Raw genomic sequence first — 25,270 nt, 5'->3', positions numbered from 1 at the left:
CACCGTTTTCCTCCTGCTTCCCAGGAAGGTTACCGCTATTGTATCATAAATCCGCTCCGGCCCCAAGGAAAATTTTTCACCCTTTTCCGGGGAAACTATTGACAAAGGGGCTAACTGGTAGTATGATTGTTACAGTAGAAATGTAGATGAATTTTGTGAACTTTAAAATCAACAGCCCCGAACAAAAAAAGGAGGATATTCATTATGGCAGTCAAGCACATTACTCAGGATCAGTTTGATGAAGTGACCAATCAGCAGGGCAAGAAGGTGCTGGTGGACTTTTTCGCCACCTGGTGCGGCCCCTGCAAGATGCTGGCCCCCATGCTGGAAGAGCTTTCGGAGAAGCTGCCGGAAAACTGTGAGATCGTGAAGATCGATGTGGATCAGAACCCGGAAGCCGCCCGGAAGTTCCGGGTGATGAGCATCCCCACTCTGATCCTTTTTGAAAACGGCCAGCCTGCCGAGCGTATGGTGGGCGTCCATTCCCTGGACGAAATCAGCCGCCTGTTCTAGGAGCCAGAGCCTTCGCTGCGGCGAAGGCCAGCAAAGAAACAGGCCCCATGAGAACTTGGTTCTCTGGGGCCTGTTTCTTTTGCTATTGGCGGCGTGTTATTTCGGCGTAAAGCCGAAATAACCATCATTCCGGTAGGTAACGCCGCCGCTGGCTCTCGGGGAAAAACTAAGTTTTTCCCCGACCTTTTTCGCGCCCCAGGCGGGGTCCGGTGTCCGGACGGCCATACTGCGCTGCCGCGCTGGGCAAGCTCGATGCAGAAAGGCAAAGACGGCTCCCTTGTGCAAAGGGAGCTGTCGGCGAACGCCGACTGAGGGATTGACGGCGGCGAGCCGCCGCGGCCATACTGCGCTCCCGCGCTGGGCAAGCCCGATGCAGAAAAGCAAAGACGGCTCCCTTGTGCAAAGGGAGCTGTCGGCGAACGCCGACTGAGGGATTGAGGGCACATGGCTGACGACACTCACACCCGGTGGCTGGTATCATCCAGACAGCTGAGTGCCGTCAATCCCCCCTGCATGGCTTTGCCATGCTGTCCCCCCTTTGCACAAGGGGGGCTTTTCTTTGCCCTGCGGCACTGGGCCAGGACTTCACCCAGGCCCCTTCCGGGGTTGGCCCGCCAGCACCGGAGCACTCCGGCCCGCAGCGCATACAGCCGGGGAGAGTATGACCGCCCAGGCACTGGGCCGCATGGACGGATTGACTTTAGAACGGCAGCGTGATATAATAACGCAAAGCTTTCCATATTTTTCTGAGCGAGAAAAGGAGTGAATCATATGAAACGGATCACGGCCATCATCCTTTGCTTCCTTTTTATCAGCCCCATGGCCCTTGGCGTGGGCGATCCCACCGAAGAATTGTGGACACGCACCGAACCGGGCGGCCACTATGTGACCGTCCGTGTCCCCTGCCCTCAAGGCTCCGGCCTGTCCTGGGGAGAAGCGGGCCAGCTGAGCCTGCGGTATGCCGATACCAAAACCCCGGTCCCCCTCACCAGCGACTACCTGGCCGGCTACCTGTTCGCCACCCTTCCGGTGTCGGAAAAGGACCGTCCCCTGGAGGTTTTCCAGGGTGAGGAACACCGCTTCCCCGACTGCTTCGTCCAGTGGGGAGATGAGCAGGGCTATGATTCTCCCGCCGGCACCAGCGATCTTCAGCTGCGAGGCATCATCCAGGGCGATGCCCAGGGCAGCCTGAACCCGAAGGCCAGCCTGACCCGGGCCGAGGCCTTTGCCCTGGCCTGCCGTCTGCTCAGTCTGGAAGCGCCGGAGGACTCCGTTCTTCCCTTCCGGGATGTGGACCGGAGCGACTGGTACTACGCCACCGCAGCCGCCGCCTATGCACACGGCCTGGCTTCGGCGGACGATAATTTCTACCCCCATCGCCCGGTGACCCGCGGCGAATTCACCACCATATTGGCCCGGGCCATGGAGCACATCGGCTGGCTCTCCATCCCGGAAAACGGCCAGGCTCAGGATCTGTCCCTGGCGGATGCCGCTTCCATCCCCTCCTGGGCTCTGGGCGCCTACCTGGCTTTTGACGGGGGGGACATCGGCATTTTCACCCAAAGAGAAACCGGTGAAGCGGACAAAGACGGCTCCACGAAAATGGAACTTCTGGCCCAGTGGAACAAGATCGCCACCCGGGGCGAAGCCATCACCTTCCTCCATTTCGCTCGGATCCAGCTGCCCTGGTACCCCTCCCAGTATGCCATCGACTGGGGCCTTTCGCAGCAGATGCCGGTGCTGGACGGCTCCACCTCCACCTATCCCTACACCCAGGCGGTGTATGGCGTGCTGTTCCATAACAGCAACCATCATCCCCAGTATGTGGAAAAGCACTCCACCTCCCACGATTCCTATGTGCGGCTCATCCAGGGCGAGGCTGACATTCTCTTTGCCGCCACTCTGCCCTCGGAGGATCTGAAGGCTCAGGCCGCCGCTGCCGGTGTGGAGCTGGAGTTCATTCCCATCGCCTATGACGCCATGGTCTTTTTCACCAACAAGATAAATTCCCTGGACAGCCTGACCCAAAAGCAGATCCAGGAGATCTATGTGGACGGAAAATACCAGAACTGGAACCAGCTGGGCGGCCCGGATGCAGAGCTTCTCCCCTACCGGCGCAATGCGGACAGCGGCTCCCACGCTTTGATGGAGCAATATTTCCTGGAAGGCGGCAAGCTGTCCCTCAGCCCGGATGTGAACAATGTGCTCACTTCCTATGCCATGTCCTCGGCCCTCACCGATGTGGCCGACGCTCTGCGCACCGATCCCCCCGCTTATGCCATTGGTTACAGCGTCTATTACTATTACACACGCAGCTACCGGCTGGTGGACGAGGTCTCCGCCGGCGGACTCAAGCTGCTGGCCATCGACGGCGTGGTGCCTTCCGATGCCACCATTGCCGACGGCAGCTATCCCCTGGCCGGATACAACTATGCCGTTGTCCGGGCCGATGAACCCAAGGATTCCCTGGCCCGGCGCATGGTGGAGTTCATGACGGGCGATGTGGGACAAAACTGCGTCGGCAACGCCGGATTCGGACCTTTGTCCTCCGGCCCCAAGGCCGATTTCCAGCGGGATCTCCCCCACCGGGAACTGGAGACCATTTTCCCCGCCGGTGTGGGGTATGTGGCTCTTTCCTGGGACAAGGACCACACCCAGCTGCAGGCCCACGGCCTGGAGCGGCGCAATAATGACGGACACTGGCATCCCCTTACGGAGAACCAGTGCTCGGCCCCGCCGGAAGGTGGGCTTTCCGCCGCCGTTTTGGGGCCTGCGGGGCACACGGTGGTCTTTGGCGCAGTAGGCGGACAGTGGGACAATATGCCCTCCCTTCGCCTTTCCTATGGGGATGGGCAGCAGGTGACCCAGTCGGTTTATGCAGGCCAGACTTTCTATTTCTCCCTGGAAGGCCAGCCCAAACTGGAAAAGCTGGAGCTGCTCTACCGTGGCGAAGTGGTGGCCACCCACACCTTCCCGGCAGCGTGACGGCGGAGTGACGGCAGCGTGACGCTGCACCCGTTCCTGTCTCCGGTGGGGATGCGCTGCGGGCCGGAGTGCTCCGGTGCTGGCGAGCCAACCCCGGAAGGGGCCAGGATGCAATCTTAGCAGGGTGCCATAGAAAAGGATGGTTGTGTGTAATCCGGCAAAGACAGTACGGCCGTCCGGCCACCGGACCAAAGAAAGTATGACCGCCCAGGCACTGGGCCGCTCCCGCGCTAAGCAATAGAACCAAGGTTGGTTATGTTCACCCAGGCAAAGAAAATAAGGAGAATTGCCCATGGATATTGGTCAGGCGGTACGGCTGCGGCTGCTGGAATTGTGCGAAGAGAAAAAACTGACGGTGAACCATCTGGCCCTGCGCAGCGGTGTCACCCAATCCACACTCAACAACATCGTCAGCGGACGCAACCGCAGCACCACGGTCTCCACCCTGAAAAAGCTGTGCGATGGCCTGGAGATCACCATGGTGGATTTTTTCCGCTCTCCCCTCTTCTCTCAACTGGAACAAGAACTCCGCTAGGCGGCGTGTCGGCGGAGTGCCTCCGCACCCATACTGCGCTCCCGCGCTGGGCAACAGAACGAAGTTGAAAGAAAAAGCCTCCTAAAAGGAGGCTTTTTTCTTTGTCCTGGTTCGTTGGTTTCGCCCCGGCCAAGACCAGCGTGACGCTGCATCCAAGCAGTGCTGCCGCACCCGACAATAGAAAACCAGCTGAATCATTCCCCCGGCTTCGCAATCCCCCCTGCATGGCGTTGCCATGCTGTCCCCCCTTTGCACAAGGGGGGCTTTTCTTTGCCCTGCGACACAGCACTGGGCCAGGACTTCACCCAGGCCCCTTCCGGGGTCGGCTCGCCAGCACCGGAGCACTCCGGCCCGCAGCGCATCCCCACCGGAGACAGGAACGGGTGCGGCGGCTCGCCGCTAGATCATTTCGAAGAGATCGATCTGATTGCTTTTGGGGATACCCTCCAAGGCCCCGGCGGCGGTGAGGGTCTCGATAACCCCCTTGGTCACCTTGCCGCAGCGGAGGATCATCTCCTCGGTGGACATGAACTTGCCGTTTTTCCGCTCCTCCACAATATCCCGGGCGGCGGCCTCGCCCAATCCAGGCAGAGAAGTCAGCGGCGGCACCAAGGTATTCCCGCGGATCAGGAACTTGTTCACATCGCTCTCATAGATATCCAGCTTCTGGAATGTAAAGCCCCGGCGGTAAAATTCGTGCACCACTTCCAGCGTGGTCAGCGTGTCTTCCTCGGCGGCGGTGCGCTTGTCCTTCCCCTGCAGTTCCCGGGTCTTTTCCATCACCAGCCCGTCGCCGCGGCACATGATAGAAGCGTCAAAGCCGCCGGCCCGAATGCCGAAATAGGCGCTGTAAAAGGCCATGGGCTGATGCACCTTGAACCAGGCAATGCGGTAGGCCATCATCACATAGGCCGCCGCATGGGCCCGGGGGAACATATACTGGATCTTCTTGCAGGACTCAATATACCAGTCGGCAATGCCGTGCTCCCGCATCAGATCCTCCCACTCCGGTTTTAAGCCCTTGCCCTTTCGCACGCTTTCCGAAATCTTGAAGGACTGCTGGGGCTCGATGCCCGTCTGGATCAGATAGGTCATGATGTCGTCACGCACCGAAATCACATCTTTCAGCGTGGCGTCGCCGCTTTCGATGTAGTCCTTGGCGTTGTTCAGCCACACATTGGTGCCGTGGGACAGGCCGGAAATGCGCAGCAGTTCGTCAAAGGTGTGGGGCTGGGTGATCTCCAGCATGCCCCGGACGAACCGGGTGCCGAACTCGGGAATGGCCACGGCCCCGGTCTTTCCGAAGGAGCCGTCGTCATCGATCTTCAGGGCATCCAGGGAGGTGAAGATGGACATGGTGTCCGGGTCGTCCAGAGGGATCTCCCGGGCGTTGACCCTTGTCAGGTCCTCCAGGGCCTTTATCATGGTGGGATCTTCGTGTCCCAGCATATCGAACTTCAGAAGGTTCTGGTCGATGGAATGGTAATCAAAATGGGTGGTGATGATGTCGCTCTGGGGGTCGTCCGCCGGACGCTGCACCGGACAGAACTCATAAATGCTCCGGTCGTTGGGCACGATGATCAGCCCGCCAGGGTGCTGACCGGTGGTGCGCTTGATGCCGGTGCATCCCACCACCAGCCGGTTTTCCTCGGCCTTCCCCGGCATCAGGCCCCGTTCCTCGTTGTACTTCTTCACAAAACCATAGGCCGTCTTGCTCTTGACGGTGCCGATGGTTCCCGCCCGGAACACATGGTCCTCTCCGAACATGCGGATCAGCTCCCGGTGGGCCCGGGACTGGTATTCGCTGGAGAAGTTCAGGTCGATATCCGGGGCCTTTTCTCCGTTGAAGCCCAGGAAGGTGGCAAAGGGAATGTTGAACCCGTCTTTGATCAGGGGCGTGCCGCACTGAGGACAGAGTTTGTCCGGCAGGTCCACCCCGCAGCCGTAACCCGGATCACCCGGGAAAATGGAATGCTTGCAATGGGGGCAGCGGTAGTGGGCCGGCAGGGAATTTACCTCGGTGATGCCGGTCAAAAAGGCCACAAAGCTGGAGCCCACGCTGCCGCGGGAGCCCACCAGGTAGCCGTCCTCCAAAGACTTGGCCACCAGCTTCTGGGCGATCAGGTACATCACATCAAAGCCGTTGTTGATGATGGGGATCAGCTCGGCGTCCAGCCGGTCCTTCACCAGCTGGGGCAGCGGATCGCCATAAAGCTCGACGGCCTTCTGGTTTGCCATCTGGCTGATCTCGTCGGCCGAGCCGGGGATCACCGGCGGGCATTTGTCGTCGGGCACCGGCTTAATGTCCTCGCACAGTTCGGCGATCTTGTTGGGATTTTCCACCACCACTTCATAGGCCCGCTTCTGCCCCAGATAGGCAAATTCCTTTAGCATCTCGTCGGTGGTTTTGAAATAGAGGGGGGCCTGCTTGTCGGCGTCGGAAAAGCCCATGCCCGCCATGAGGATGGCCCGGTACTGGCTGTCCTCCGGCTCCAGGAAGTGCACATCCCCGGTGGCCGCCACCGGTTTGTGCAGGGCGTCCCCCAATTTCAGCACCGTGCGGTTGAAGTCCCGCAGCTGCTCTTCGTCCTTGGCCGTGCCGTTTTCCAGCATAAACCGGTTGTTGTCGATGGGCTGGATCTCCAGGAAATCATAGAAGGATGCGATCTCCTTCAGCTCATTCCAGGTTTTGCCCTGGACGATGGCGGAAAACAGCTCGCCGGCCTCGCAGGCCGAGCCTAAAATCAGCCCTTCCCGGTACTGCATCAGCAGGGTGGCCGGGATGATAGGATGGCGCTTAAAGTATTTCAGATGGGAGAAGGAAATGAGCTGATAGAGGTTTTTCAGCCCCACCAGGTTTTTCACCAGAATGATCATATGGTGGGACCTGCGGGACAGGGGGTCTGCTTCCCCGCCCCGGCACACATCCAGGGCGTGGTTGATCTGATCCACCCGCTCCACCGGGGCCTTCTCCTCGATCAAAGACAGCAGATGGTCATAGATCTTAGCCAGCACGCCGGTGTCGTCCAAGGCCCGGTGGTGGTTGAAGGAAAGCCCCAGGTCCTCGGCCACGATATTCAGCTTGTGCCGTTTCAGATGGGGCAGCAGCACCCGGCACATCTCCACGGTGTCGATACTGCAAAACTCCCTCTCAATGCCGAACTTTTCGCACCCGGCCCGGAGGAAGGACACATCAAACCCGGCATTGTGGGCGCAAAGGGGCCTGTCCCCGGCAAAATCCAGGAAGGCCCGGAGCGCTTCCTCCTGGGAAGGGGCCCCGTCCACCATCTCATCCCGGATACCGGTGAGCTTTGTGATCTCATAGGGCACCGGGGATGTGGGGCTGACATAAGTATGGAAGGTCTCCTTCTCTTCCCCGTCTTTCACGATGATGGCGGCGATCTCGATGATCTCGCAGTTGCGGGGGCTGAGGCCGGTGGTTTCCAGGTCGAAGACCACGGTTTCACCCCGCAGGGGGGTGTCGCACTGGCCCTGCACCGCCTGGCTCTTTGCCAGGTCGTTCACGAAATAGGCCTCCACGCCATAGATCACCTTGATGTCCTGGCCCTTGCCCCGCAGCTTTTCCTGGGCGTGCATGGCATCGGGGAAGGACTGGGCCACGCCGTGGTCGGTGATGGCGATGGCCTTGTGGCCCCAGCGGGCGGCGGTCTGGATGGCCTGGGCCGTGTCCGTCAGGCCGTCCATGGAGCTCATGCAGGTGTGGAGATGCAGCTCCACCCGTTTGTTTTCCGCCTTGTCCTGGCGCAGCTTCTTTTTGGCCTCCACCACGGCCTGGGGGGAAATGACCACTTCCCGCTCAAAGGTACTATAATTGGCCACGCCCTGGACCATCACATAGGAACCCACCTTCACCGCATCCATCAAAAGGGCGCATTCCTCGTCGGGCAGCACCTTGACGCACCGCACCGAGCCATGGCCGTCGGTCATATCGAAGGTATAGATGGTCTTGCCCCGACTCGTCAGCTTCTTTGCCTCGGCGAAAAAGACCTCCCCTTCCACCGCCACCTTGCCGCTGTCCACATTGACCTCGTCCATATGGATGATGGGCCGCTGGGCCGGTTTGCCGTAAAGCACCTTGGCATCGGAGTTTTTGGGCCGGAAGATCACGCCTTCCGGCTTTTTCCGCTCCATGTACCGTTTTTCCGGGGCGGGTTTCTTGGGGGCCGGGGGTTTCTGGGCAGCCGGTGCGCACCGGCTTTGCTCCAGGAGGGCCTTTTGCAAAAGGGCCTTCTGCTGTTTTTCGAAGTCCTGGCAATGGGCCGGGAAACTCTTGCCCTCCCGCACTTCCACCGGGGAGGAAAGGCCCAGTTCCCGCTGCAAAAACAGCTGCAGCGGCTCCCGCAGCTCCTGGGCCCGGGGAAGCCACTGCTGGGGGGCGTCGATGACCAAAGCCCCCTTCTCCTCCTGGAAGCGGAGGCAGTCCCCGGCGGCCGCCATGGAGGGATAGCGGGCCCGCAGCCGGCGGCGGCAGTAGTCCGCCGCCGCCTGATCCAGCGCATGGAGCTGATAGCGCACCTGGAGATGGGCTTTTTTCAGACCGTAAGCCCTTCGAATGCAAGTTTCCCCGGCCTGGAGGGAGCTTTCTTCCAGCAAGTGAGGGGCCAGCAGGGACACTTCCAGGGTGTTCTCCTTCCGGTTTGCCTCAATGCCCTGGACCTGGGCCTTTGCCAGGGGGCCGCCTTCAAAATCGCATTTGCCGAAGAGCTGCTGTAAGGTGGCGCTCATATCTGTTCACCGGTCAGGCGGCTGACTTCCTTGGCCAGAGCGTCGGCGATCTCCCGGGCCGGGACTTTGCAGAGGATCTCCCCTTTGGAAAAGAGCAGGCCCTCCCCATTGCCGCAGGCCACCCCCAGATCGGCCTGGCGGGCCTCCCCGGGGCCGTTGACGGCGCAGCCCATCACCGCCACGGTGATGCGGCTTTTCAGCCCGGACAGGCGCTGCTCCACCTCTTCGGCGATGGGGATCAGATCCACCTGGGTGCGGCCGCAGGTGGGGCAGGACACCAAGGTGGCCCCTTCCCGGTTCAGGCCCAGGGCTTTGAGAATGTCTTTGGCGGCATAGACCTCCCGCACCGGGTCGGCGGTGAGGGACACCCGCAGGGTGTCGCCGATGCCGTCCAGCAGCAGCGCCCCGAAGGCCGCCGCCGATTTCAGGGTGCCCATATATCGGGTGCCCGCCTCGGTGACCCCCAGATGGAGGGGATAATCGGTCTTTTCCGCCATCAGCCGGTAGGCCGCAATGTTTATTTTCACATCGGAGGATTTGAGGGAAATGCAGATGTCGTCAAAATCCCACCGGTGGAGCTTTTCCACATGGGACATGGCGCTCTCCACCAGAGCTTCCGCCGTGGGAGCGCCGTATTTCCGGAGAATGTCCTTTTCCAAAGAGCCGCCGTTGACGCCGATGCGGATGGGGATCCCCTGTTTGCGGCAGGCCCGCACCACTTCCCCCACCTTCTCATCGGAGCCGATGTTGCCCGGGTTGATGCGCACTTTGTCGGCCCCTTCCTCGGCGGCCCAGATGGCGGCCTTGTAGTCAAAGTGGATGTCGGCCACCAGGGGCAGCGGAGAATCCCGGCGGATATGCCCAAAGGCCCGGGCGGCCTTTTCATCGGGCACGGTGAGCCGGGCCACATGGCACCCGGCCTCTTTCAGCCGGTGAAGCTGGCAGAGGGTGGCTTCCGCATCGGTGGTTTTGGTGTTGGCCATGGATTGAATAGCCAAGGGGGCGCCGCCCCCAATGGCCACACCCCCCACCATGATCTGTTTTGTTTTTCTTTCCATAGTCTTTACCCCGCGATCAGACGCACGATGTCGTTATAGGTGACGAAAATGAACAGGCCGAAGATGAGGGCCAGCCCGGCCAGCTGCACGGCCCCTTCGAACTTGGGCGGCACCGGGCGGCGAATAACGGCCTCGATGAGCAGGAACAAAATCTTGCCGCCGTCCAGCCCGGGAATGGGCAGCAGGTTCATAATGGACAGGTTGATGGAGAGGAACGCCACGAAATACCACATATCCAGGGCCGAGGTCTTGGCCCGGCTGCTGATCTCGTTGGCAATGCCCACGGTGCCCATCACATCGTCCTTTTTCACCTGGCCCCGGAAGATCTGCCCCAGGCCTTCGGTCACCGACTGCATGAAGCTGCCGGCGTTATTCAGGCTGTAACGGAGCTTCGCGCCCACGGTGGCCTTTTCGGTGACGAAGTTCATGCCATAGCGCAGGCTGGTGCCCCCCTGTGAGTCGGAATACTCCTGCTTTACGAGCTCCACATCCTTGAGCTCGATCTTTTCGCCATCCCGCCGGACGGTGATGTCATAAGGCTCTCCGGCGCCATATTCCAAAGCAGTCATCACATCCCCATAGAGGAAGATGTGAAAGTCATTGATCTTGAGCAGCTCATCCCCCTCCTGGATGCCGTTTTCGCCCCCTGCGGGGAAGCTCTCTTCCAGGGAGGCCACCTGAGCGGTGGGCAGGGCCTGCGCCGGCCACAGGGTGATGATGATGAGCAGCAGGCCGGTGAGGAAGTTCATCACAGAGCCCGCCGCCGAAATGGCAAACCGGCGGGGCAGACTGGCCGCCTGGAAGGAGCCGGTCTGATCTTCCACTTCGTTGCCCTCTTCGTCAAACTCCCCTTTCATCACGACGCTTCCGCCCAGAGGCAGAAGGCGGATGGCATAAAGGGTGCCTTTCCACTCCTTTTTCACGATGGCCGGGCCGAAACCGATGGAAAACCGGTAAACGGTGACCCCGGAGAGCTTGGCGGCCACAAAGTGCCCCAGCTCATGGACAAACACGATCAAACCAAATACCAAAACCGCGATGAGAATGGACAAAAAATATCACCTGTTCTTTTCTTAATGAGCGGAGTACCTCCGCTGGCAAAACTCTCTGAAGACTGTATGCGTTGCTGCGCATTCCTGCTCCGGCGCTGGCGAGCGGCGGCTCGCCACCGTCACGCTGGCGGCACGCTGGCGGCGGCACGCCGACGAATTTGGGCGTCGATTTCCAGAATCTCCTGGATGGTGGGATCTTCCCGGAAGGGCTGATCCCGCAGGGCCTGGGCGCACATCTCGTAAATATCCAAAAACCCGATCGTGCCTTCCAGAAACAGCGCCACCGCCACTTCGTTGGCCGCATTGATGACCGCCCCCCGGTCTCCCCCCTGGCGAATGGCCTGCTCGCACAGATCGAGACAGGGGAAATTCTCCCGGTCGGGCTTCTGGAAGGTCAGAGAACCAATGGCTGTCAAGTCCAGGGGCTTTATCGCCCCCTCCTGCCGCCGGGGCCAGGTAAGGGCCAGCTGAATGGGCAGGCGCATATCGGGCTCCGACAGCTGGGCCATGACGCAGCCATCGACAAACTCCACCGCCGAATGGAGAATGCTCTCCCGGTGCACCAGCACCTCCACCTGCTCCGGCGCAAGGCCGAAGAGCCACACCGCTTCCATCACCTCAAAGCCCTTGTTCATCATGGTGGCCGAGTCCACGGTGATCTTCTTCCCCATGCTCCAGTTGGGATGGCGCAGGGCCTCCGCCGCCGTCATCCCCCGCAGCTCCTCCCGGCTTTTGCCGAAAAAGGGCCCGCCGGATGCGGTGAGCAGCACCCGCCGCACTTCCTCCAGGGGCCTATTTCCCATGGACTGGAAAATGGCCGAGTGCTCGCTGTCCACCGGCAGAATGGAAACGCCCTTCTTTTTGGCCAGCTCCATCACCCGGGCGCCGCCGCACACCAAAGACTCCTTGTTGGCCAGGGCCAGGGTGTGCCCTGCCTCCAGAGCCGCCACCGTGGGCCGCAGTCCGGCCACACCCACCAGGGCGTTGAGCACCATATCGCACTCTTCCATGGAAGCCGCTTCCAAAAGCCCTTCTTCCCCGTAAGCGACCCGCACATCGGTGTCGGCCAGGCGGCCTTTCAGCTCCCAGGCCGCCTTCTCCTCCCCCAGCACCGCCAGGCGAGGGCGAAACCGGCGCACCTGCTCTTCCAACAGCCGGGCGTTTTTCCCGGCGGTGAGGGCGGTGACGGCATACTGTTTTTCATCCCGGCTCACCACATCCAGGGCCTGGGTGCCGATGGAGCCGGTGGAACCCAACAGAGCAATGCGTTTCATAGCCGTTTTCTCCTTTTGTTAAATGGCGCTGGTGAAATGGAGCAGGATCTCAAACAAAGGCGCGGTGAAGATGACGCTGTCGAACCGATCCAGCACACCGCCATGGCCGGGCATGATGCGGCCATAGTCCTTGATGCCGGTCTTTCTCTTGACCAGGGACAGGGCCAGATCGCCCAGCATTCCGGCCAGACTGCCCACCACTCCGGCGGCACTGAGAAGCAGGTAGTTGGGCTCCACGCCCAGCTTGTTTCCGGCAAAATAGCCGAAGATGCAAAGCCCTGCCACGGCGCCGATGACGCCGCCCACGGCCCCTTCCACCGTCTTTTTGGGGCTGACCTGAGGGATCAGCTTGTGCTTGCCGAAGAGCATGCCGAACACCAGGGCCAGGCTGTCGCTGCACCAGGCGGCCAGGAAAGGCAGAAGCACATACACCTTGCCGTTTTCGTGCTGAAGCAGGATGCGCATGACGCCGCTGAGCAGGAAGGGAATGGTAATTGCCCCCAGATAGGCATGGGCGATCTGCTCTGCGGTGATGCGCTGGGGATGGAGAATGGCCCACAGGAACACCAGAAGGGTGAACACATAGAGCAGGGGCAGGATGTAGTACATATCGTAGTTGCTGGCGGCGGGCACCACGAAGGCGGCGATGCAGCAAATGGGCAGCAGCGGACTGCCTTTCAGCAGGCCGGTGTTGTGCAAAAACTCGTAGGCCGCCAGGGCGCAAAGCAGGCTGAAGGCCAGCAGCGTCACCCATTGCGGCGCCCAATAGACCACAGCAATAAACAGCAAAATGCCCACCAGAGCGGAAATGACCCGTACTTTCATCGGGAAAGACCCCCATATCTTCTGTTTCTCTTCTGAAATTCTGTAATGGCTTTGTAGATCTCCTCTCTGCCGAAATCGGGCCAGAGGGTATCGGTGAAGTAAAATTCGCTGTATGCGCACTCCCAAAGCAGGAAGTTGGAAATGCGCATTTCCCCACCGGGCCGCACCAGCAAATCGGGCGGCGGCACATTCTTACAGTACATCCGCCCTTCCAGCTCCCCTTCCCCGATGTTTTCGGGTTTGAGTTTGCCGTCCAGGCAGTCCTGGGCCAGGGCCCGGGCGGCCCGGAGGATCTCATCCCGGCCGCCGTAATTCAGGCACACATGGACCTGCATCCCGGTGCACTGTTTGGAAAGCTCGTCGGTCTGGTCGATGAGCTTTCGCAGCTTGGGCGACAGAGGGCTTAAGTCCCCCCAGAAATCCAGCTGGATATTGTTTTCCACCAGTTCCCGGATGGAGCGCCGGAGGTATTTTTCCAGAAGGCCCATGATGGCCGAGACCTCTTCCAGGGGCCGTTTCCAGTTTTCGGTGGAAAAGGCGTAGACCGTCATGTGCCGGACGCCCAGTTCGGCCAGGATCTCTGCGGCCTTGTGGAAACTTTCGCTTCCCGCCGAGTGTCCGGCGGTACGGGGCAGGCCCCGTTTCTTGGCCCACCGGCCGTTGCCGTCCATGACGAAGGCAATGTGCCGGGGTACCCGCTCTTTGTCAAAGGGCAATGGCCCCGTTTCCTTGTTCATCGTGTCCACCTATTGTCGTTTTCTGCGGAGTGCCTCCGCTGGCGTTCCTGTCTCCGGTGGGGATGCGTTGCGCCCCTTCCTGCTCCGGTGCTGGCAAGCCAACCCCGGTAGGAGCCGGACTGCAATCCTGGCCGGGCAGCGTGACGCTGCACCCGTTCCTGTCTTTGCCCTGCGGCATCCAACCAGCCTGTGTTCTGTTACTTCGTGCTGCAAAAATTCCCCGGAAACCGGGGAATTTTGTTTTGTATCGCAGCCTTTTCTATGGCGCTTGGCCCCTACCGGGCCCCGCCGGGAGGCGCGAAAAGGGTCGGGGAAGTCCGGTGGCCGGACGGCCAAGCGGTGCTGCCGCACCCGATCACACAACCGGCTTTCGTTCCACTGCCCAGCGCGGCAGCGCAGGTTGGGTCCAGCGTCACGCTGGCCCGGCGGCTTTCGCCGCCGGGAAGAAACCTGGGGCAGCCTTCCCCGCAGGGAAGGCTCTGCCCCTATATCTCCAGGAGTTCTTTTTCCTTTTTGGCGCTTTCGGCTTCCACTTCCTTGATGAACTTGTCGGTCAGGTTCTGGATGTCCTTCTCGGCGATCTTGTAATCGTCCTCGGTCATCTCGGAAGCCTTCTTCTGGGCCTTGAAGTCATCCATGGCATCCCGGCGCACATTGCGGACGGCCACCTTGGCCTCCTCGGCGTACTTGCTCACCTGGCGGGTCAGCTCTTTGCGGCGCTCCTCGGTGAGGGGCGGGAAAGACAGCCGGATGGCCTTGCCGTCGTTCTGAGGTGTGATGCCGATGTCGGAAGCCAGAATGGCCTTCTCAATGCCCTTGAGCACCGAGGAGTCATAGGGCTGGATCAGAAGGCTGTGGGGATCGGGGGACGAGATGTTCCCCACCTGCTGCACCGGAGTGGCAACGCCGTAATAATCCACGGTCACTTTGTCCAGCACAGCGGCGCTGGGCCGGCCTGTGCGGATGGTGGTGAATTCGTGCTTGAGCACATCCACTGTCTTCTGCATTTTGTCCTGATACGCTTGATACTGATTACTCATTTTTATTCCTCCCCTATCACCGAGCCAATATGCTCGCCTTTTAACACTTTCAGAATATTTTCAGGGTCCTTGATGGCAAAAACCAACACCGGGATGTTGTTGTCCATGGAAAGGGATGTGGCGGTGGAGTCCATCACCTGGAGCCGGTTTTTCAGCACATCGGTGTACTTGATGGATTCGATCTTCTTGGCCTGCGGATTCTTGGCCGGGTCAGAGTCATAGATGCCGTCGATGTTCTTGGCCAGCAATATGGCGTCGGCATTGATCTCGGCGGCCCGCAGCGCCGCTGCGGTATCGGTGGAGAAGAAGGGATTGCCTGTGCCGCAGGCAAAGATGACCACTCTTCCCTTTTCCAGATGCCGGATGGCTTTCAGCCGGATATAGGGCTCGGCGATCTTGTTCATATCGATGCCGGTCTGCACCCGCACCACGACGCCCTGCTTTTCCAGCACATCGGCAAAGGCCAGGGCATTGATGGTGGTGGCCAGCATACCCATATGATCGGCCCGGGTGCGTTCCATGTCGCCCCCGTCCTTGAGGCCCCGCCAGAAGTTGCCGCCGCCTACCACGATGCCGATCTGCACACCCATATCGACGCACTCCCGCACCACTTTGGCGATGGATTCCAGCACATCGAAGTTGATCCCCCGATGGCCTTCGGCATCCCCGGCCAGGGCTTCGCCGCTGACCTTGAGAAGCACGCGTTTGTATTTCAGTGTTTCCATATTATCCCCCGCTTTTGATTTTCTTCTATTTTAAACTATTTCCGTCATTTTGAAAAGCCGTTTTCCCGTTATTTTTGGTTTATTTACAATCGCCCCTTTTTTCCCCCGCTTCCATAGGTATGTTCCGTGCTGCCTGTCCCATGCCCCAGGCGGGGTGTCCGGACGGCCATACTTTCTTTGCCCGGGTCAACACAACCGGCCAAGGCAAAGAAAGGAACGGGTCCAGCGTCACGCTGGGCGGGGTGTCCCCGCCGCCATACTTTCTTTGCCCAGGTGGACACAACCGGCAAAGGCAAAGAAAGTTATGGGTCCAGCGTCACGCTGGCCGGACGGCCAAACTGCGCTGCCGCGCTAGGCAGTTGAATGAAAGCCGGTTGGAATTGCTTGGCTTCACAATCCCCCCTGCATGGCCCTGCCATGCTGTCCCCCCTTTGCACAAGGGGGGCTTTTTCTTTGCCCAGGCGAACACAACCGGCAAAGGCAAAGAAAGTTATGAGTCCAGCGTCACGCTGGCCCCGCCTGGGGCGCGAAAAAGGTCGGGGAAAAACCTAGTTTTTCCCCGAGATCCAGCGGCGGCGCCCGCTGATTACTTGCAAGTTATTTCGGCTTTATGCCGAAATAACACGCCGCCAAAGCTGCAAAAAATCCCCCGGAGGAAATGGCCGGGGGTCATAAGAAAGTAATATTGCTTTTTGCAGGAACGGCATGGCTTCGGTCATGCCGTTTCCTGTTTCATCAGTTCCTCCACGGGGATAAAGCCCACAAGGTCATAGGAGATGCGGATACCCTGTCTGCGCTTCCCACTGCTCTTGTCAGGCGCTTCGATGTAGATTCCCTTGACAAGCTCCCGCAAGGCGTAAGGGGTCATTTCCTGCAGATCCTCGTATTTGTGTACCCGCTGGATGAACTGCTCCAAATTTTCAATCTGTCGTTCCTGTACTTCGATTTCCTGCTGCAAGGTCTGGATTTCCACTTTAAGCTGCGCCTGCTCGTCCTCATAGGTCTTGCTCATCAGTGCAAACCGTTCATCAGAAAGTTTCCCGGCCACATTATCCTCATAGATACGGATAAACAGCCGGTCAAGTTCCCCAAGACGGCGTTCTGCCTGCGCCAGACGCTTCTTGTATCCCCGGACAGCTTCTTCACTGGACAGCCGGAGTCTATGCTCCATAACTGTCCGAAAATGGGATTCATGCCGGGTTACATAGGAGATTACTGTTTTCATGTGCATCCAGACCAATTCTTCCAGTACAACTGCCCGGATGAAATGGGCTGAACAGGTTCCCGTGTTGCTGCGGTAGCTGGCGCATACAAAATGGTCTTGCCGCTTCTCAAAGTAGTTGGTGGTGCAGTAGCGCATTTTTGCCCCGCAATCAGCACAGTAAACCACGCCGGAGAACAGGCTGCTTTTTCCTGTTTTTGTCCTTCGGTGGCGCTGCTTGCGGATTTCCTGCACCTTGTCAAAGACTTCCTGCTCAATGATAGCCGGATGGGTGTTGTAGAATACCGCCTGCTTCTCAATGGGTGTTTCCCGCTGCTTCTTGTCCCAGATGGAGTTGGTGTAGGTCTTGAAATTAACCGTACAGCCGGTGTATTCCCGTCGTTCCAGAATATGAACAACGGTATTGGGGTTCCAGTGGTACGGATCAGCGGTTTCAGGACTTGGGGTGTTAATGCCCTCTCTCCTCTTATAGGCGGTAGGGTTGAGCATCTGTTCTGCCTGCAAGAGTTTGGCAATCTGCATCGGCCCCCGGCCTTCCATACACAGTTTGAAGATGCGCTTGACCACAAGAGCGGCTGCCTCGTCCACGACCCACTTTGTTCGATCCTCCGGGTCTTTGCGGTAGCCAAAGGGGACATTGGTTGTCAGCGGGATGCCCTGCTCGCCCTTGGCCTTCTGTACCGCACGGATTTTGCGGCTGGTATCCTTGGCAAAAAACTCATTGAACCAGTTTTTGATTCCCGCAACATCGTTGTCGGTGCTGTTGGGATCAATTGTGTCAAAGTGGTCGTTGATGGCGATATAGCGCACACCATATTTAGGAAAAGTAAAATTGATGTACAAGCCAGTCAGCGAGGAATTTCGTCCCAGCCGAGAAAGGTCTTTCGACAGCACCACAGCCACTTTTCCTGCCTCGATTTCTGACAGCATCTGCTGAAATCCGGGGCGGTCATAGTTTGTACCGCTGTATCCGTCATCCACAAAAAATGTTGGATTCGGGAAACGGTGCTCTTTGGCATATCGGAGCAGGATGTCCTTTTGGTTGGTGATGGAATTGCTGTCGCCCTCGTTGGCATCCTCTTGGGAGAGGCGGCAATAGAGTGCGGTGATTTTATCAGTTGCCCGTAACATTTCTGTATCCTCCTTCAAAGGGGCAACTGTCAGTACAGGACTGGTTGCTTTTATTGTACCAAGATTCCCGGTATTTGTCATTCATCATCCTCCGTATTTTCTGTAAACTTTTCAGTCAGAATACGCTCCATCTTTCTATCCAGCGTTTCTGTCCCGTCATAGCTGCCCGTGATGGTGTAAATGGTGCCACCGATCTCACGCTGTAAGGTGAACTCCGGCAGCCAGAAAGCAGATGGATTTTTCACTCGGATATGTCCAGTTTCGTCAAACCAGAAATTGTGTCTGGGGCGGTCAGGCGACAGCGGTTCGAGTTTAAAATAGGGATTGGAGAAAACATATTCCGTTGGCTCGTCGTGGTCAGAATTTTCCCATTGACTGATTTCTTCCCAAAGTTCCAAATCATCTGCATCAAACACCGAAAGCAAATCATCAAGTAACTGTGGGTCAAGAGCATATTTTTCTTCCAGCTGCCTGATGACATCATCCACATCAATGCGGATGGAATCGCCGCTGCGTTGTGCGGCTGCAAATTCCGCATCATTCATATTTGCCCACCGCTGCAATTCAGCCCGTGAAGTATCATCAAGCAATATGATTGAACTTACAGGTTTACCATTGGGCAGCGTATCTCCAAGAAGTATTTTTGCAAGTTTCCTTATGAGGTTGCTATCCTCTTTCCAGTTGAGTTCCATTTTTGAAATCCTCCTTAATGGTCGATCTGGTGCTGTTTCCTGCGGCTCTGTTCGGGATTTTCCTGCGCACGAACAACCTGTTCTACCTTGTATTTGATCTGCCAGAGTTTTTTCACCTCCGCATAAATGGGCGAAAGTTCCGCTTGCCCCGTCTTGTATTCCTGTTCCAGACGGTCATGCTCCTTGCGCCATGCAGTGACCGGCAATTTCCCATCCTTAAAATGCGGCTTTAATTTGCGCTCTGCCATGTGATACAGGCGGAGTGCATTTTCATTTTCAGACATGAATTGCTCACGCCTACCTTTCCACTTGATGGCTGCCAGCTTGTCAGCAACAGGTTTTCCGTCAGCGTAAAACTGTACCATGCGGAGAAGCTCATCTAACTCCTTCCTGCGGTCAGATTTGCCAGACAAGGTACTTTTCAAAGTGTCAATGCGGTCACTCAACGCAGATACACGCTCCTGCAACTGTTCCGGCGTTGTCAAATTGTTCTGCATGAGATAATTACAAATCTCATTGAATTCTTTGAGATTTCCGATTTTCGCTTTCCGGCTCCATGCCCCTGTGCTGCGGTTGGTGTAATACTCGCTGAGCAGCTGCGCCAGATTGGGGGCTTGCGATTTGTTCAATTCCTCATGCGCTTCTTTCAGCCAATCAAGCAGCGCCGTAATTTTCTTTTTCAGTTTGCCGATCAACGCATTGGTCGCCTTGACCCAGCGGTTGAAATCGCCCTTATCAGTACGAATACCTCTGGCCTCCATCTGGCGGATCGCCGGTCCCTCATGGACAGTAGGCAGCTGCTCCACGCCCTGACGCTCGTAGCTGCGGTGGTCGATGCGGCAATTCAGCCCTTTTTCGGCAAATCGAGCATTGCACATTGCCGCCCACTGTTCCCGCCAATGTTCCAGCGTTTTCGGTTTACCCCAGTCCGTGGTGGGGACAGCGTTGAACACATAATTTCCTGCTTCATCCCGGATGCGCTCCCCGTTTTCATCCAAGAGATATTCCCGCCGCTGCTTGTTGCCCCATTTCCCATCCGTCAGCAGGGGACGGATAGGACACATGACATGAAAATGCGGGTTGGTAATGCCGCCATCTCCCTTGTCGGGGGCGTGAACGGAGAAATCCACCACCATACCCCGGCTCACAAACTGCTCCAATAAAAATTGCCTTGCAAGACTGATGTTCTCCTGCATGGAAAACTCGTTCTGCAAGGCAATGTCAAAACTGTATGCAAGCTGGGCTTTCTTGCCCCGTTCTGCCTTTTCCACCTCGTTCCACAGGGTCTGCCGGTCTGCGAAGGAAGGTGGAGCGTGGGGCGGCAGCAGGATTTCAGAACAGAGGACACCGCCTTTCTGGGTGTAGTCGCTGTCCTCTCCGTAATACTCGCTGTGCAGCTTTTCCCCGGATCGGTAAGCAGCGGACGCAACAGCGGATTGCCCTGCACTGCGTTTTATCTGGGTAACATGGAAGTGAAATAGTGCGATACTTATCCCTTTCCTTTCTGGCTTTCTTGATTGTGTGTATTGACTGCCCCCATCAACAAAGCCCTGACTTCCGGCAAGGTAAAAACCTTTTCCGTAAAAGCGTAGAACTCCGTTTCGCTCAAAGCCTTTACCAGCGGTGCAATGCTCTCCACGGCAGCCCCTCTGGTAATGAGGCGGTGCGCCCGTTTCTTCCTGTCTCCCTTCTCATAATAGGATTTTCGGTTTTCCAGCCGCTGGAGCCTGCTGCGCTCCTGCGCCAGCTTCTTTTCTGCGTCTGCGATCTCCTGTTTCAGTTTTTCGGTTGTTGGCATCGTAGATTCCTCCTTTATTTGCAGATAAAAAATACCGCCTGTCTTTCGGACAAGCGGTAAAATTTGCGTGTTGAGTTTTAGGCTTTGGATGGGAAACTGTCTGTGCAAACAGATTGTTTCCCATCCAAAGCGGGCAGGGATAGCCGCATAAGCGGTGCAAGGGGTGCAGCCCCTTGTACGGAACGCAGTGACGCAAAACAGCCCGGACTTCCATCGTCCGGGCTGTTTGCCTCGCAGAGCGCACGCATACAGGGTTTACCCTGTATAGAAGTGCGCCCTTAGTCCCTAAGGGCTTTTCGAGATTCCTAATAATCATTGCTTTTTCGAATTTCATCGCATAATCGGGATAGTCGTTCTTCGGCTGTACGCTTTTTCAATTCACATTCCCAGACTACAATCACCTTCCAACCGTCAGCCTCCAGTTTTTGTTGATTTTCTGCATCCCGCTGGATGTTTCGTTCAATTTTGGGCTTCCAGTATTCTTGATTGGAACGAGGAAGTCTGGAGCGGGAGCAACCATGCATATGCCAGAAGCATCCGTTGACAAAAATGATAGTGTGGTATTTTGGCAGGACAATATCGGGCTTTCCCGGATAGCGTTTGTCATTTTTGCGGTAACGGAAACCGTGGCTGAATAGATATTTCCTTACGATTTCCTCCGGCTTGGTGTTGGTGCTGCGGATTCGAGACATATTTTCGCTGCGTTCAGCGGGAGTTTTGGTATCAGCCATTGGAAATCACCTCCATCTATACTCAGATGGTTTCCCCAGTGTAATATGCACAGTCACCAGGCAATTTGATATTAGGAATCCAAAGTTGTGTTCCGTCCCACCCCTTGGCCTTATTGCCTGTAATTTTGTACATGGTAAGTACCAGATCATCGGGATAGGTATCGCCCAGATTGCGGTCGGTGGGAGAAAGCAAAGTGCCGGTTCCCTTACCAATATCTCTATTTCTGCGGACGATCAGCTTTCCTTGAGCTGTCGGGTCGGTAGCCAACAGCGTGTTGACAAAACCAATAAAGGCTTTTGCATTCCAATCGTCTGCTGTTTCAGAATCAAGCTGCTCCATGACCTTTTTAATTAGTTTCAAACTAACAGTATACAAGTCATCCCCAAACGACTGAAGCAACATATCAATGGATGCAACATCCTTATTCACAGGATAAAACGGGAAATAGTTGACTCCACCTGAATAGATTCCAACAGCTTTTTTGTCCAGCACATTTTTTCTGGTGGGCTTCAGGCCAGTAGGATAGAAAATCTTAATGTCACATCCGTTGCTGGAGTTTTCAATCTGCTTGATGATACTGTTGTTGGTTCTGTTAATATCAGAGAACAACTTGAACAGTTTCGGTGGCATGAATACACGGAGCAGGCAGGGATCACGGTCATAGCCAAACATTCTTGCATGTTGCCACATAGTATCAGCTTGCGGACTTTTTGCAACACGGCAATAGTAAATTGTTTGGAGCTGCGGGAAAGTCACTCCACGGCCTAAACTGTTGCCTCCAACAATAACATTGATGCCTTTTTCATACTGCGTATTTTCATCATAAGATACGATAGAGTTCAGCATTAGAATACCGATTTTATCCTCCTGAAGCTGCTCTGCTATAAAGCCATAAATCTGCTCAAACGGCAGAATGTCCGTTTTTGTTTCTCTCAATGACTCATAGGCGCGTTCAAATGCTTCTCTCGTTTCCGCCTCGTTATGGGAATGAGAAATTTCATTCAAATAGTTCCCGATTTTATTTGCAAAACAGGAATGCTGGCTGGTTTTCATGCTCGGATGAATTAGAAAATTACAGACCGTTCCACCGTTCAGCATAATATGACCGGAGGAAATCAAATGCATGATCAACGCAGTTTTTAGTCCATTTTCTGGAAATTCATCGTCATTCAAAAGTTCTTCGGCTTCATCATTGTCTGTAAGAATAACCTGTTTCGGTGGTTCCGGTGGAAAAAAGAAATCCCCTCCCATATAACCCTTGCCCGGCCTAAAATAATAGATAAAATAGGGTTTCCAACCGCTTTTGGCTGTTTGCAGAAGAATAGACTGCGGTGTACCGGTTACTTGCATATAAATACTACTGGAAGTTGTTTTCTTGATGGCTTCCAAATTTTTGTTGATGGTACTTTGCTTATTTCTATTCACCTGAGTGTTCAGACTGGCAGCATCGGCCTCATCATCTACAATAAACAGCGGATTACCGGCGCAGAAATTGGTTGAAGAGAAATTGTTTTTCCACTGCTTCAGCACAGAAGTATTCTTTTTCAAAACAATTACTGCGGGTTTGTGCAGATTGTTCTGAACAAATTTTAGGTAATCATTTTCATCGCAAACGCAGAAATCACAAAGATCCCGTTGCGCTCTTTGATAGGTCTGCTGTTGTAGCAGAATATTGTCTGTTGTCAGCAGAACAAAATTCATAAAACTTTCATCAGCAGCAGCACACATAAGTCCAAACATATGGCTCGTTTTACCGCTTTGAACATCACCCACTAACAGGCTTACAACATGATCAGTAAAAGAAAAATTGGAAATGTACTGCGGAACTATATCCTCAACTGTTTTATGGATTGCATCTGCAAGAGCAGGGTTTCCTTTGCCGCGGATTCTATCTAAATAAGATTGCAAGTAACTCATTGTCCCACCCCAAAATCAAGAAACCAGATTCCCGGTATGGTTGTCTTTGTAAGTGCAAATGAATTGCGCCCATAACGCCTCAGCGTATCTGCGGTAACCGGATTACCGACGGCCAGTACACCTGCGTTTTCCAAGCGCCCTTTCAGCCATTTCCCAAGAATTTTCAAATCGCCTTCTGAACGGAAATTTTTGCTGTAATCACCGCTGACCTTACACTTAAATGACCATCCATCATCGGTAATAACTGTGAAAACTGCATTATCGGTTTGGCTTTGCGGATATCCAGGCTGACTTGTCACATTTTTGGGTACAATCAGCTCAACTTCGTACCAATGTCGTGGTTTGACAAGACCGTTTTTGGATTCTCTGCCTTTTCCAAAAAATGCATTCAAGTTGCTTTGCGGAGACACTTCATATGGTTTAATGGGTATTTCAAAAGAAATGTCTGTTTTCGCATTTATTGCTTTTGCAAGATTCTGAGGAGCCACTTTCTCAACAAATTCGTGTCCATCCAGCAGTGCATTTTCATTATTGAATGTGTCAATTTCCAACTCGGCAATGTTTCTTGTAGAGGTTTGCATAAGCTGACGGATGAACGCGTTTATCTGTTTAGCAGATACCTCATCGTTCAATAAAACAGAACTCTCATACATACGAACGCCGCCATCTACAATGCTGCTTAGGTTGTTCGATCCTACAATTCCTGCAAACGGACCAGTAGCATTGCTATAAGAATACAGTTTTCCGTGATAGCGGAAAGCATTGACAAGCCGGACGCCACCCATCTGATTACCCGCCAAGAAATCATTTAGGTGCATTGCCGCATCGTACTGTACTTTGGTAAAATAGTCAAAATAATGCATCCCGATAATGAGGTTCAATGTGCGAATATTGCTGTTCAATTCGATAGTTTTTTGCAACTCAATCAATGAATCGGCAGACACATAACCTACGGCAATATCTAATTTTGAAGTTTTCGGGAGCAGGCTGTAGAACGCCTCCGCGAATGTTTTGTTTCCAGTCTTCATCGGAGGATAGTTGGAAAACAAAAAATCCATACTCTGTCCCCCTTAGTTCATTTGTAATGTTACATACTCGAGTCTTTGCTTAACCGTCATGGCTTTCATCTTCTCGTATTCCGGCAGCAAATCGACAGGGGTATATTCTCCTGTAAACAAGGGAAGTAAGCGCTTAGCAACAGCCCGCACACCCACAGGAGGAACAGCGTTGCCGATTTGTCTGCGTACTTCCGTGACACTGCCTTCAAAAATAAAATCGTCAGGGAAAGACTGCAGCCGTGCACGCTCTCTGTTAGTCAGAGGACGAGGTTCAGGATAGTGATATCCCCATGTCCCGCCGCCGCCAGCAGCAATAATTGTCTTAGCTGGCTCATCTCTCTTGATTCTGCGGTAAACATGGCTAATCATGCCCTTAACATACAGTGGATTATCCTTTGGAATATCCGTGAAGTTGCCGCCCTCGGGAATTAGTTCAAGAACCTTCCGTGTCTTTTCCTTGATGTTGATATGCTCGTTATTAGTAGGAACCTTTTCAACACCCTCCAGCGCTTCGCCTGCTGTCACATAAGGAAGTGTACCGTTCGGGCCATGAGAAGGCTTGGGATGAACAAAGTCAAATCCCGTATCAATTCTGACACCGACAAAGAGGACACGCTCTCTGAACTGTGGTACGCCGTATTCCGCAAAGTTATACAGATGGGGCTTTACCACATAGCCGGGAGCGATGCTTTCGAAGTCTTTGATAATGGTGTCAATGGCCCTCCCGTTATTGGCCGTAATTAGCCCCTTAACATTCTCAGCAACAAACGCTTTCGGTTTCTTTGCATCAACAAATTCTGCAAAATGTCTGAACAGACCGCCACGGGTGCCGTTCAGACCGGGCTGTTTCCAGATAATAGAGAAGTCCTGACACGGAAAACCACCCAGAACAATGTCACATTCCGGGATGGTGGTGTCGGTGTAAGGATCTATCTTGGTAATATCCTTATAGTGAATAACATCGCCGAAATTGGCGGCAAAGGATTTGCACGCCCATTCTGCAAAATCGTTAGCCCATATTGTTTCATATCCTTCCATGTGAAAGCCATAGTCAAGGCCTCCACAGCCGGAAAAGATAGAAACAATTCTCGGCTTTCTTAAAGTCTCATTGGTATTTCCCACTTTTAGTACCCTCCATTAGAATCCTTTACAGGAATGTGTACTTTCCTGTAAATAGATACACCTTTCCATAATATTTTTATTATACCTCTTTTAGCAGAAAAAGTCTAT

The 25,270-nt window shown here is 55.4% G+C and carries 19 protein-coding genes; 3 read left to right on the top strand and 16 right to left on the bottom strand.

What is annotated here, in order from left to right; translation table 11 throughout:
- Nucleotides 1–204 precede the first annotated feature (204 nt).
- The 3 genes from trxA to KQI26_RS04740 all read left to right on the top strand — a co-directional run bounded on the left by trxA (nt 205) and on the right by KQI26_RS04740 (nt 4,033).
- Nucleotides 205–513 carry a thioredoxin gene (trxA, locus tag KQI26_RS04750; RefSeq protein ID WP_118746695.1) on the top strand — a complete coding sequence of 103 codons (309 nt, stop codon included), beginning with the start codon at nt 205–207 and terminating at the stop codon, nt 511–513.
- A 771-nt stretch (nt 514–1,284) separates the two neighbouring features.
- Nucleotides 1,285–3,498, top strand: coding sequence for a substrate-binding domain-containing protein (locus KQI26_RS04745; RefSeq protein WP_216503433.1), 2,214 nt, complete (start codon nt 1,285–1,287; stop codon nt 3,496–3,498).
- Nucleotides 3,499–3,790: 292 nt separating this feature from the next.
- Nucleotides 3,791–4,033: a helix-turn-helix transcriptional regulator gene (locus tag KQI26_RS04740; protein ID WP_216503432.1), complete on the top strand. Its 243-nt coding sequence runs from the start codon at nt 3,791–3,793 to the stop codon at nt 4,031–4,033.
- Between the two features lie 399 nt (nt 4,034–4,432).
- Here KQI26_RS04740 and KQI26_RS04735 read toward each other — a convergent pair whose 3' ends face one another.
- The 16 genes from KQI26_RS04735 to KQI26_RS04660 form a co-directional block, all read right to left on the bottom strand.
- Nucleotides 4,433–8,779, bottom strand: a complete 4,347-nt coding sequence (locus KQI26_RS04735; protein ID WP_216503431.1) for a PolC-type DNA polymerase III — start codon at nt 8,777–8,779, stop codon at nt 4,433–4,435.
- Nucleotides 8,776–9,837 carry a flavodoxin-dependent (E)-4-hydroxy-3-methylbut-2-enyl-diphosphate synthase gene (gene ispG, locus KQI26_RS04730; RefSeq protein WP_216503430.1) on the bottom strand — a complete coding sequence of 354 codons (1,062 nt, stop codon included), beginning with the start codon at nt 9,835–9,837 and terminating at the stop codon, nt 8,776–8,778. The genes KQI26_RS04735 and ispG overlap by 4 nt, the downstream gene beginning before the upstream one ends.
- 5 nt (nt 9,838–9,842) lie before the next feature.
- A complete protein-coding gene (locus tag KQI26_RS04725) occupies nt 9,843–10,889 on the bottom strand; it encodes an RIP metalloprotease (RefSeq protein ID WP_216503429.1) in 1,047 nt (348 codons plus the stop codon).
- A 119-nt stretch (nt 10,890–11,008) separates the two neighbouring features.
- Nucleotides 11,009–12,163 (bottom strand): 1-deoxy-D-xylulose-5-phosphate reductoisomerase, encoded by a 1,155-nt coding sequence (locus KQI26_RS04720; RefSeq protein ID WP_216503428.1) that lies wholly within the window; start codon nt 12,161–12,163, stop codon nt 11,009–11,011.
- An 18-nt stretch (nt 12,164–12,181) separates the two neighbouring features.
- A complete protein-coding gene (locus tag KQI26_RS04715) occupies nt 12,182–12,988 on the bottom strand; it encodes a phosphatidate cytidylyltransferase (RefSeq protein ID WP_216503427.1) in 807 nt (268 codons plus the stop codon).
- Nucleotides 12,985–13,725 (bottom strand): polyprenyl diphosphate synthase, encoded by a 741-nt coding sequence (gene uppS / locus KQI26_RS04710; RefSeq protein ID WP_216503426.1) that lies wholly within the window; start codon nt 13,723–13,725, stop codon nt 12,985–12,987. Before uppS ends, KQI26_RS04715 begins: the two co-directional genes overlap by 4 nt.
- A gap of 485 nt (nt 13,726–14,210) precedes the next feature.
- Nucleotides 14,211–14,765: a ribosome recycling factor gene (gene frr, locus KQI26_RS04705; protein WP_216503425.1), complete on the bottom strand. Its 555-nt coding sequence runs from the start codon at nt 14,763–14,765 to the stop codon at nt 14,211–14,213.
- A 2-nt stretch (nt 14,766–14,767) separates the two neighbouring features.
- Complete coding sequence (pyrH, locus tag KQI26_RS04700) at nt 14,768–15,490, bottom strand: UMP kinase (protein ID WP_118746685.1); 723 nt, start codon at nt 15,488–15,490, stop codon at nt 14,768–14,770.
- Between the two features lie 715 nt (nt 15,491–16,205).
- Entirely contained in the window at nt 16,206–17,843 is a 1,638-nt protein-coding gene (locus KQI26_RS04695; RefSeq protein ID WP_253292680.1) for a recombinase family protein, read from the bottom strand.
- A gap of 77 nt (nt 17,844–17,920) precedes the next feature.
- A complete protein-coding gene (locus tag KQI26_RS04690; RefSeq protein WP_216503423.1) occupies nt 17,921–18,535 on the bottom strand; it encodes a hypothetical protein in 615 nt (204 codons plus the stop codon).
- 14 nt (nt 18,536–18,549) lie between these two features.
- Nucleotides 18,550–20,022: a MobQ family relaxase gene (gene mobQ, locus KQI26_RS04685; RefSeq protein ID WP_216503531.1), complete on the bottom strand. Its 1,473-nt coding sequence runs from the start codon at nt 20,020–20,022 to the stop codon at nt 18,550–18,552.
- A 2-nt stretch (nt 20,023–20,024) separates the two neighbouring features.
- Nucleotides 20,025–20,333, bottom strand: coding sequence for a DUF3847 domain-containing protein (locus KQI26_RS04680; RefSeq protein ID WP_216503422.1), 309 nt, complete (start codon nt 20,331–20,333; stop codon nt 20,025–20,027).
- Between the two features lie 305 nt (nt 20,334–20,638).
- The gene (locus tag KQI26_RS04675) at nt 20,639–21,064 is read right to left on the bottom strand and encodes a very short patch repair endonuclease (RefSeq protein ID WP_191470740.1); all 426 of its coding nucleotides are present in this window, start codon (nt 21,062–21,064) and stop codon (nt 20,639–20,641) included.
- A gap of 22 nt (nt 21,065–21,086) precedes the next feature.
- Complete coding sequence (locus KQI26_RS04670; protein ID WP_021919698.1) at nt 21,087–22,982, bottom strand: Z1 domain-containing protein; 1,896 nt, start codon at nt 22,980–22,982, stop codon at nt 21,087–21,089.
- A complete protein-coding gene (locus KQI26_RS04665) occupies nt 22,979–24,040 on the bottom strand; it encodes a restriction endonuclease PLD domain-containing protein (RefSeq protein WP_216503421.1) in 1,062 nt (353 codons plus the stop codon). The genes KQI26_RS04670 and KQI26_RS04665 overlap by 4 nt, the downstream gene beginning before the upstream one ends.
- A 12-nt stretch (nt 24,041–24,052) precedes the next feature.
- Nucleotides 24,053–25,162, bottom strand: a complete 1,110-nt coding sequence (locus tag KQI26_RS04660) for a DNA cytosine methyltransferase (protein WP_191470743.1) — start codon at nt 25,160–25,162, stop codon at nt 24,053–24,055.
- Between the last annotated feature and the right edge of the window lie 108 nt (nt 25,163–25,270).

The organism is Intestinimonas sp. MSJ-38 (genome assembly GCF_018917925.1).
In the GTDB taxonomy this organism is placed as follows: domain Bacteria; phylum Bacillota; class Clostridia; order Oscillospirales; family Butyricicoccaceae; genus Pseudobutyricicoccus.
Note: the sequence above shows the minus strand (reverse complement) of the source record. Positions and strands in the feature narration are given on the sequence as shown.

Excerpts from the sequence above, each read along its gene's own strand:
- KQI26_RS04695 (WP_253292680.1), bottom strand. The coding sequence starts at position 17,843 with ATGTTACGGGCAACTGATAAAATCACCGCACTCTATTGCCGCCTCTCC.
- frr (WP_216503425.1), bottom strand. The coding sequence starts at position 14,765 with ATGAGTAATCAGTATCAAGCGTATCAGGACAAAATGCAGAAGACAGTG.
- uppS (WP_216503426.1), bottom strand. The coding sequence starts at position 13,725 with ATGAACAAGGAAACGGGGCCATTGCCCTTTGACAAAGAGCGGGTACCC.
- KQI26_RS04675 (WP_191470740.1), bottom strand. The coding sequence starts at position 21,064 with ATGGCTGATACCAAAACTCCCGCTGAACGCAGCGAAAATATGTCTCGA.
- KQI26_RS04680 (WP_216503422.1), bottom strand. The coding sequence starts at position 20,333 with ATGCCAACAACCGAAAAACTGAAACAGGAGATCGCAGACGCAGAAAAG.
- KQI26_RS04715 (WP_216503427.1), bottom strand. The coding sequence starts at position 12,988 with ATGAAAGTACGGGTCATTTCCGCTCTGGTGGGCATTTTGCTGTTTATT.
- KQI26_RS04690 (WP_216503423.1), bottom strand. The coding sequence starts at position 18,535 with ATGGAACTCAACTGGAAAGAGGATAGCAACCTCATAAGGAAACTTGCA.
- trxA (WP_118746695.1), top strand. The coding sequence starts at position 205 with ATGGCAGTCAAGCACATTACTCAGGATCAGTTTGATGAAGTGACCAAT.
- KQI26_RS04735 (WP_216503431.1), bottom strand. The coding sequence starts at position 8,779 with ATGAGCGCCACCTTACAGCAGCTCTTCGGCAAATGCGATTTTGAAGGC.
- pyrH (WP_118746685.1), bottom strand. The coding sequence starts at position 15,490 with ATGGAAACACTGAAATACAAACGCGTGCTTCTCAAGGTCAGCGGCGAA.
- ispG (WP_216503430.1), bottom strand. The coding sequence starts at position 9,837 with ATGGAAAGAAAAACAAAACAGATCATGGTGGGGGGTGTGGCCATTGGG.
- KQI26_RS04745 (WP_216503433.1), top strand. The coding sequence starts at position 1,285 with ATGAAACGGATCACGGCCATCATCCTTTGCTTCCTTTTTATCAGCCCC.
- KQI26_RS04670 (WP_021919698.1), bottom strand. The coding sequence starts at position 22,982 with ATGAGTTACTTGCAATCTTATTTAGATAGAATCCGCGGCAAAGGAAAC.
- KQI26_RS04740 (WP_216503432.1), top strand. The coding sequence starts at position 3,791 with ATGGATATTGGTCAGGCGGTACGGCTGCGGCTGCTGGAATTGTGCGAA.
- KQI26_RS04720 (WP_216503428.1), bottom strand. The coding sequence starts at position 12,163 with ATGAAACGCATTGCTCTGTTGGGTTCCACCGGCTCCATCGGCACCCAG.
- KQI26_RS04665 (WP_216503421.1), bottom strand. The coding sequence starts at position 24,040 with ATGGATTTTTTGTTTTCCAACTATCCTCCGATGAAGACTGGAAACAAA.